The sequence below is a fragment of the Megasphaera sp. DJF_B143 genome (assembly GCF_900320625.1).
Taxonomy (GTDB): Bacteria; Bacillota; Negativicutes; order Veillonellales; family Megasphaeraceae; genus Megasphaera; species Megasphaera hexanoica.
This window is the reverse complement of the sequence record NZ_ONTA01000280.1, coordinates 1-8,581: the sequence shown is the minus strand read 5'-3', so window position 1 is coordinate 8,581 and position 8,581 is coordinate 1. Positions and strand designations below refer to the sequence as shown.

The window sequence follows — 8,581 nt, the reverse complement described above, 5'->3', positions numbered from 1 at the left end:
TCGTCCCGGCTGCTCTTGACGCGGAAATCGGCATAGATGAGCAGCAGCGACTCGGCAGACAGGTTTTCCAGTTCCAGATCCCATACGGAATGATTGGCTGCAATATGGCCGATAGCCGGCAGTTCAAAGCGGCTGCAGCACAGTCCCGTGTAGAAATAATGCAGGTACGGGACGCGCCGCTCTTCCTGCTTGCGGCAGCCGTATTTCCCGATATCATGGCAGGCAGCGGCCCCGGAAATAAGCCCCAGGTCTACGGGCACATCGCACTGGCGCAGCTGGCGGGCCATGTACATGGCGACATAGTGGACACCGCCGATATGGCCCAGCGTATTAAAAGGCGTAATGTCGATGCCGATGCGCATGAATTCATAGATATAATGGTCCCATATGAGCTCTTTCATATGGAGGTATTCCGGGATAAATCCGTTGGCCCGGATTTCATCCTCCGACAGGAGCTCCATATCCTTCGTCGGGTCGAAGGGCAGGGTATACCGTTCATACTGGTACAGGCCGCGCAGGATCTGCAGCAGCAGGATCCGTCCGATGCGGTAGGGCGGCGCATCGTCCAGTGCGGCGGTCATGGCCGGCTCGTCCCAGGCTGCCGTATTTTCCGGAAACAGCCGGGCCAGAATGGAATAATAGCAGTACGACAGCCAGCCGCCTTCGGGCACGGCGGCAAAGACATCCAGATGCTTTGCCAGGCAGGACGCGACGGCCGGTGCATAAAACCGGCCGTTCCCATCTACTGTACGGGCCAGCTCCTCTGCAAGGGGTGCCAGCATCGCCGGCCGGCGCAGGTTCTCGAGCAGCTCCGACTGGAACAGTGGCTGCCGGGCAAAGGATGGGTCATTCAGGGCATGACGCAGTGCATCCTGGATAGTAAGGGAGTTTCCACGATTCATACGATTTCCTCCTCATACGCAAAAAGACGCCGAAACGGCGTCTTTTACTATACATTACTCATCGTACAGTTCACGATTGCGTTTGACAATATCCATCACGAGGTTTGCCGTTTCTTCAATAGCTTTGGATGACACATCGATGACCGGGCAATGAAGACGGCGCATGACGCCGCGGGCATAGGTCAGTTCTTCATTGATGCGGTCGATATTGGCATAACTGGCATTGGAATCCAGCCCCATACTGCGGAGCCGTTCGCTGCGGATAAAGTTCAGTTTAAAGGGGTCGATGATGAGACCTACGATTTTCCGGGCCGGAATCTGGAACAATTCCGGCGGCAGGGCCACTTCCGGTACCAGGGGCAGATTGGCCGCCTTGATGCGCTTGTGGGCCAGGTACATGGAAAGAGGCGTCTTGGACGTGCGGGACACGCCGACGATGACGATATCGGCCTTCAAAAAGCCAATAGGATTCTTGCCGTCATCGTACTTGACGGCGAATTCGATGGCTTCGACCCGTTTGAAATACTCTTCATCGAGGCGGTGGATCATGCCGGCCTTCATGGTCGGTTCGGTCGTCGCGATATTTCCGATGCCATCCATCATCGGTCCGATGATATCGACGACAGTCACATCGGAATTTTTAGTCAGCGTCTTGAGCTTGCGCCGCAGGACCGGTGAAATAATCGTATAACAGATCATGGCGTGATCTGCTTCCGCCTTTTTTACAATATCTTCAATCTGCTGTTCCGAACGGATATAGGGAACGCGGATGATGTTAAATTCTTCCTGATTATACTGGCTGGCAGCGGCACGGGCTACGCGTTCCGCCGTTTCTCCCAGTGAATCCGAGCAGGCATAGACAATCGGTCTGGCCACTTATGATCTCCTCCCCAAGCCACATTCTACAAAGAGACGGGTAATATTAGTTTTCGAAATACGTCCGACAATCTGGAGTTCTTTCCGGTCTTCTTCATCGCGGTCCAGGACATGGACGACGGGCAGACAGTCCACTTCATATTCCATGAGCCGCTGTGCCGCTACCAGAGCCTGCTCCTGCGGTTCCACGTAAATGAGCTTGCTCGACGGCGTCATGACCATGCGCACCGGCAGGGCTTTCAGGTCATTATTGCCCAGCGCCGTTTTCAGAAGGTCTTTCCGTGAGACGACACCTGCCAGAATATTGTCCGTCCCTACAAACACCGTCCCCACGTCTTCCGTGAACATGGCAATGACCGCATCATAGGCGCTCGTATGCTCGCCCACGATCACTGGCTGGGACAGACAGGACTCGACGCGGATATTGATAATAATCCGTGCCAGCAGATCCTTTTCCTTATTGCCCGTAAAAAAGTAACCCAGTTTCGGACGCGCATCAATCAATCCCAACATAGTAAGTATTGCCAGGTCCGATCGCAGTGCCGCCCGCGTCACGTGGAGCTGTGCGGCAATATGCTGGCCCGTAATCGGGCTCTGTTCTTTTACGATATTTAAAATAGTTTCCTGGCGTTCCGATAACATGTCCTCTCTTCACCTCCTGCTCCATGGCAGTCTATAAGTATACACCAATAATTATATACTATCTGTATAGGATATACAATAGGAACAAATAGAAAATATAAAAAGGCGGCCCTTATGAGTAGTTTACACTTTTAGGGCCGCCCCGGTCAGGAACGTATTACCATGTATAATCTTCTGTATCAGCACGGCCCTTGCCAGTCAGGGAATCCATGAGGATCCGCTGTTCGATCTGGGCCACATTCTTTTTCGTCGCAATGACAGCATCGGGGTTGACCGATACAGAATCGATGCCGCTCTTGACGAGAAATTCCGTGAAATCAGGATATACGCTCGGTGCCTGGCCGCAGATAGAAACGGTCTTGCCGTCTTTATGAGCGACACTGATGAGATGGCGGATAGCCCGTTTGACAGCCAGATTGCGTTCATCGAAGAGAGGCGCAACGGTGTCATTGTCGCGGTCGCAGCCCATGATCAGCATGGTCAGGTCGTTGGACCCGATGGAATAGCCATCGACGAACTTATTGAACTGGTCGGCGAGGATGATGTTGGACGGGATTTCTGCCATGAGCCATACCTTGAAGTCCGGTCCGCGGTGCAGGCCTTCCTGATCCATGAGGTTGACGATTTTTTCCATTTCATCGACACGGCGGCAGAAGGGAATCATGACATTGAGATTCTTGAAGCCGAATTCTTCACGGACTTTGCGTACAGCCTTGATTTCCAGCTTGAAGGCTTCAATGTATTTCGGGTCGTAGTAGCGGGACGCACCGCGCCAGCCGAGGAGGGCGCTGCTTTCCTGCGGTTCGTATTTATCGCCGCCTTTAAGATTGCGGTATTCGCTCGATTTGAAATCGCTGAAGCGCAGCGTAACCGGCCGCGGAGCCAGGGCCTGGCAGACTTTGCGCATGCCGTCGGCCAGCTGGTCAACAACGCGTTCGGGATGACCAATTTCAATGAGGTATAAGGGATGTTCGTGGATGAAGGTCGTCCAGATGAATTCTTCCCGCATGAGACCGATGCCGTCGCAGGGGAGAACGCCGTATTTTTCAGCCAGATCGGGGTTACCCAGATTCATATAAATCTTCGTTCCCGTAATCGGAGCCGTTTCAGCAACGACCGTAGCAGCCGTGGCAGCCGGTGCAGCAGCAGCCGGTTTGACGATGTCTTCTACGATGCCTTCATAGACGATACCATTCGTCGCATCGACGGTGATATCCTGTCCGTCCTGAATGGTCGTCGTAGCTTCCTGACTGCGGCTCTTGGTGCCGACGATGCAGGGGATGCCCAGTTCGCGGCTGACGATAGAAGCATGGCAGGTCATGCCGCCGGCATCGGTGACGATGGCCTTGGCTTTCTTCATGGCCGGTACCCAGTCGGGAGCCGTCATGGTCGTGACCAGGATTTCTCCATCTTTGAATTCTTCGATCTTGGACGGATCGAGGATGACATGGGCTTTGCCTGCGGCATGGCCCGGGCTGGCCGGAAGGCCTTTTACAATGGTAACTCTGTCTTTCGTCATAGCTGCACTGACACCGCTTTCTGCACTGGCTGGTTTCTTTTCTTTATTCTTCTTGGACCATACGGTTTCCGGACGGGCCTGGAGGAGCCAGATCTTGTTAGTCCGTTCATCGACGCCCCATTCCATATCCATATAGCATCCGTAATGTTTTTCAATGGCTTTGGCATAACCAGCCAGTTCTTTGACCTGATCGTCCGTAATAGCCGGCTGTTTCTGCTGATCTTCCGGTACGGCCTGTTCTTCCACATCGCCTGTATCCTTGCGGACCAGTTTGATCGGTTTCGTATTGATCATCTTGGAAATGATGGCCAGGTCGTCTTTGCGTACGCGGAAATTATCGGGCGTAACCGTACCCTGTACGACGTATTCGCCCAGGCCCCAGGCTCCTTCGATGGTGATGGTCGAATCATCACCGGTCACCAGATCGACTGTGAACATGACGCCGGCCGCCTTGGAGAATACCATCATCTGTACGGCAGCACTCAGGGCGACGGAAAGGTGGTCAAATCCCTGTTTCGTACGATAGTAAGTAGCACGGTCCGTAAAGGTAGAAGCATAGCATTCTTTAACTTTCTGGATGACCATATCGGCACCCTTTACGTTGAGGTAGGTATCCTGCTGGCCGGCAAAGCTGGCATCGGGCAGATCTTCTGCCGTAGCGCTGGAACGGACGGCTACGAAGGGATCGGTTTCGCCCATTTTGCGGCCCAGTTCTTCATAGCTGCTGCGGATGGAATCGGCCAGGTCTTGCGGCATATCGGCATCGCAGATGGCTTTGCGGATAGAAGCAGTGACATCGCGGAGCTGTACCGGATCTTCTACGTCCGTCAGGCCTTTGAGCAGTTCCTTAATCGTCACGTCCAGACCCGTAGCATGCATGAAATGACGGTATCCTTCTGCCGTCGTCGCAAATCCATAGGGTACGGGGACCTTGGTCTGGGAAGTCAGTTCGCCCAAAGACGACGACTTGCCGCCGACCAATGCCACATCGGCACGGCGCAATTCATCAAACCATAATACAAATGCTTTATCTCTGTCCATGTTCCTACCTCCTGAAGCGTGCAAATCATATATGCTAATTTTTAGTGATTTCTCATTTATAGTACATTATTTACTTGTGAATGTCAACAGATTTATGGTATTTAGTATATTTTTTGATATATAAGATATTCTACTTATCATTGTTCTCCTGGAATAATACAATAATGCACCGTATATCGTTTATCCTGCTTCAGTTGTGTACACTCTATGTACACAGGCCGTCTTCCGCCCCCGTATCCCCCGGAGCCGCCAAAAATGCCCCCTTTCCTCTATTCATACCGGACAGAGGTGTGTTATAATTAGAAATTAGTAAAGTCCTATATATAATAGATGTTTATAATAACAAATTCATCACAAAAGGAGTCACAGGAGAAATATGTATACACCCAGACGCCGGGCGAAACACGCCAAAAAGAAAGGACCACTGCACAGTCTGCGCGTGCTCATTGTCTTTCTTTTCGTCGTCGCAGCCGGACTCGGTTTTGGCTATATTTTTGCCGCTTACCAGAGTCTGCCGCCCGTAAGCAACAACATGCGGCCAGCCGTTTCATCCCAGGTATTCGACAGTCACGGACGGCTGATCACGACTCTTCATTCCGACCAGAACCGCCTTCCCATCGATATTAACAAAGTGCCGGCCAACCTGCAGAACGCCTTCATCGCCGCCGAAGATAACCGTTTCTATGAACATATCGGCATCGACCCCATCGGCATTCTCCGCGCCATCGTCACCAACCTGACGAACCGCGGCATCGCCCAGGGCGGCAGTACGATTACACAGCAGCTGGCAAAAAATGCCTTCCTCTCCCAGGAACAGACGCTGAAACGTAAAGTACAGGAAGCCATGCTGGCCCTGGAAATCGAGCACAAGTACTCGAAGAAAGAAATCCTGGAAATGTACATGAACCAGATTTATTTCGGCCAGGGCGCCTACGGCATCCAGACGGCGGCCAAGACCTACTTCGACCGCGATGTCAACGACCTGACACTGGCCCAGTGCGCCATGTTGGCAGGCCTGCCCAAGAGTCCGAATTACTACTCGCCCTTCAATAATCTGGAAGAAGCCAAATCCCGTAAAAACGTCGTCCTCGACCAGATGGCAAAATACGGCTACATCACATCCGATCAGGCGGCAGAAGCCAAAAACGCCGACCTCCACCTGTCCCACAACAAGCAGACAGCGGAAAACTCCGAATCGGAATCGTTCATCGACTATGTATCCCAGCTGGTTGCTGCCAAGTACGGCGACGATGCCCTGTACAAAGAAGGCCTCAAGATTTACACGACCCTCGATACGGAAAAACAGCATGCTGCCGTACAGGCCATGAAAAACCTGCCGGACAACTACACCGATAAAAACGGCCTGACCCAGCCCCAGGGCGCACTGGTCTCCATCGACCCCCGCAACGGCCACATCCTGGCTATGGTAGGCGGCCGCGGCCAGGACAGCTTCAACCGGGCCAGCATGGCCGTCCGTCAACCTGGGTCGGCCTTTAAGCCTTTCGTCTATATGACGGCCCTGCAGGATGACATGACGCCCGATTCGACCATGGAAGACAAAAAAGTCACCTATGGCGGATGGAGCCCCCAGAATGCGGAAAAATCCTATTCCGGAACGATGACCCTCCGTCAGGCCCTGGCCCATTCGGTCAATACCATCGCCGTCCAGCTGGCCGACAAGGTAGGCACATCCAAGATTATCAACAATGCCAAGAAAATGGGCATTACGACCCTCGTCGAAAAAGGCAGTACCAATGACAACAACCTGGCCATGGCCCTCGGTGGCCTGACCCGGGGCGTCATCCCTCTGGAAATGGCCAGCGCCTACGGTACATTCGCCAATAAGGGCGTCCACGTCAAACCGGTGGCCATCACCAAGATTCTCGACCGCAACGGCAATGTCATCGAAGACAACAGCTCCGGCAAAGGGGAAGAAACGCGGGTCCTCTCCGAACGGGAAGCCTATGAAATGACCAGCATGCTCGAAGCGGTCATCGAAAGCGGTACCGGTACAGCCGCAGCCATCGGCCAGCCGGCAGCAGGCAAGACCGGGACGACCGATGACAACAAAGATGCCTGGTTCGTCGGCTACACCCCGGCCATCGTCACCGCCGTCTGGGTCGGCGACGACACGGGAGCCCACAGTCTGGGCGAAATCTACGGCGGCACCGTACCAGCCCGTATCTGGCACGACTACATGGTACAGGCTGCCAGCAGCGATTCGTCAGACTTCTCCGTACCGGCAGGCATGCAGAAAGCCAGCCGCGCCAGCGAGACAAAGAGCACGGCATCGGAAAAAAAGAGCACAAAGTCTACGACGACAAAAGAAAAATCAAAGCAGGATACGCCGCAGGGAAAACAGCAGGCGGCCCGCAACAATAAGAATCAGTAACAGCAAACGGAGGCTGCCACCATGGGCAGCCTCCGTTTATGTTAGCTGTAAGGGAAAGCCGCTGCCCTTCCTCTTTCGATGAACGACCTAAGGCCTTTTCATCAAACGTAAAACTATCTTTTTCTGCAACCTGTAAAGGAGTACCCTCATGTTCAACCGCATCGTCTTTTTCTGGAAAATTGGCTGCCTCGGCGCCGTATTGGGACTAGCCAACTGGTATGTCTATAAAAACGCCCTGCCCCCTGCTGTTTCCAGCTGGTCTCTGCTGGGTTTTCTCCTGTTTCCTTTCTGTTTCTCTCTAGCCTATAATGCCATCCACTCCGTTCCCGTTCCCATCACCAAAGGATTCTCCTGGATTGGCGGCTTCTGGTTTATTTTTACCATCTATGCCACTATGGGCTCCTGCGTCTATGCTGTACTGTACCTTTTAAGCCGCCTCACGGGATATGAGCCGCTCTGGCAGGCATATCAGGACAGTCTTGCCCTCGTGCTGCTGCTTCTGGTCCTCGCCATCATGGCCCGGGGCATCTATAAAGCCGTCCACCCCGCCATCCGTCACGTCGCGATTCAGACGGAAAAGGCAGTCACGCCGGTCCGGCTGGCCTTCCTTACCGATATCCACATGGGACCCCTGCAGAGCCACTGGTACACGCGGCGCCTCGTCCGCCGCGTCATGGCGCTCCGGCCCGATGCCGTCCTCTTCGGCGGCGACCTCATCGACGCCCATCTTGCCTTTGTCCTCCGCGACGGCAGTTACCGCCTCTTGCAGGACCTCAAAGCCCCACTGGGCGTCTGGGCCGTCTTTGGCAACCACGACTTTTTTGACGGCGATATAGAAGAAGAGGAAACGGCTTTTTCCTTTTGTCACTTCCTGCGCCATGACCGGTCAGAACTGGCCCCGGGTATCACCCTGACCGGTCTCAACGACTACATCCATTTCCCATCAGAATCCGTGCCGGACTGCGACCAGTCACAATTCAACATCATCATGGACCATGAACCACTGCGCATCCGGGAAGCCGCAAAAAAAGGGTATGACCTCTGCCTGGGAGGTCATACCCATGGGGGACAGTTTTTCCCTGTCACCTGGATTACAGACAGAATGTACCTGCTCAACTACGGCAGCCGCCGTATAGACTCCATTGACGCCGTCGTCTCCAGCGGCTACGGCTCCTGGGGCTTCCCCTTCCGGACCGGCCCCTCGCCGGA

General features: G+C 53.9%; 5 protein-coding genes and 1 pseudogene. 2 read left to right on the top strand and 4 right to left on the bottom strand.

The features are described 5' to 3' along the window. From DBO31_RS08215 to ppsA, 4 genes and pseudogenes are all read right to left on the bottom strand, one after another. Nucleotides 1–902: pseudogene (locus DBO31_RS08215) on the bottom strand (phosphohydrolase); the annotation flags it as partial. Nucleotides 903–956: 54 nt separating this feature from the next. Next, nucleotides 957–1,778: a pyruvate, water dikinase regulatory protein gene (locus tag DBO31_RS08210; protein WP_059076656.1), complete on the bottom strand. Its 822-nt coding sequence runs from the start codon at nt 1,776–1,778 to the stop codon at nt 957–959. Next, a complete protein-coding gene (locus tag DBO31_RS08205; protein WP_150824904.1) occupies nt 1,779–2,420 on the bottom strand; it encodes a helix-turn-helix transcriptional regulator in 642 nt (213 codons plus the stop codon). Nucleotides 2,421–2,577: 157 nt separating this feature from the next. Then, the gene (ppsA, locus tag DBO31_RS08200; protein WP_150824903.1) at nt 2,578–4,980 is read right to left on the bottom strand and encodes a phosphoenolpyruvate synthase; all 2,403 of its coding nucleotides are present in this window, start codon (nt 4,978–4,980) and stop codon (nt 2,578–2,580) included. Between the two features lie 376 nt (nt 4,981–5,356). On the opposite strand from ppsA, the gene DBO31_RS08195 reads away from it, so the two are divergent. Both DBO31_RS08195 and DBO31_RS08190 read left to right on the top strand, forming a co-directional pair. Next, entirely contained in the window at nt 5,357–7,372 is a 2,016-nt protein-coding gene (locus DBO31_RS08195; RefSeq protein WP_075581950.1) for a transglycosylase domain-containing protein, read from the top strand. Between the two features lie 148 nt (nt 7,373–7,520). After that, nucleotides 7,521–8,581, top strand: a 1,061-nt coding sequence (locus DBO31_RS08190; protein ID WP_150824902.1) for a metallophosphoesterase, incomplete at its 3' end; no start/stop codon positions are given.

What these genes read in the sequence shown, in the direction of transcription:
- DBO31_RS08205 (WP_150824904.1), bottom strand. Translation starts at nt 2,420, where the DNA reads ATGTTATCGGAACGCCAGGAAACTATTTTAAATATCGTAAAAGAACAG.
- ppsA (WP_150824903.1), bottom strand. Translation starts at nt 4,980, where the DNA reads ATGGACAGAGATAAAGCATTTGTATTATGGTTTGATGAATTGCGCCGT.
- DBO31_RS08195 (WP_075581950.1), top strand. Translation starts at nt 5,357, where the DNA reads ATGTATACACCCAGACGCCGGGCGAAACACGCCAAAAAGAAAGGACCA.